Source organism: Staphylococcus sp. 231237_7MaSpsaltlick (genome assembly GCF_043107035.1).
On sequence record NZ_JBICNX010000410.1, the window covers coordinates 1 to 423 of the forward strand.

Genomic DNA, 423 nt, shown 5'->3' on the forward strand with positions numbered 1-423 from the left:
TTCTATGTTGTACTTCAAGCATAAATCAAATATATTATCATAAAATTTCAATCCAGCCTCATTGGGCTCAGCATCGTCACCATTCGGAAAAATCCTAGACCATGCAATAGACATGCGATAACATTCAAAACCCATTTCAGCAAAAAGTTTAATATCTTCTTCATAACGTTCATAGTGATTTACACCATGATGACTAGGGTAATGTTTCGTCTCATCAATGGTTTGAGTCACCTCTCTAGGATGTCCATATTTCGATGATGTCATGACATCAGCAGTGCTCAGCCCTTTACCGTCTTTATTATATGCGCCTTCACACTGGTTTGCAGCAGTCGCGCCGCCCCACATAAATGATTTTGGAAAACTCATAATATACCTTCTTTCTATAATTTTTATATTTATTTTCAGCTAATGTTCATTATTTTT

1 protein-coding gene is annotated in these 423 nt (G+C 35.9%); it reads right to left on the reverse strand.

The window, feature by feature from the left end; translation table 11 throughout:
* Positions 1–366: family 1 glycosylhydrolase (locus tag ACF91D_RS32125; protein WP_392438759.1), on the reverse strand; the 366-nt coding region annotated here is incomplete at its 3' end.
* Positions 367–423: the final 57 nt, after the last annotated feature.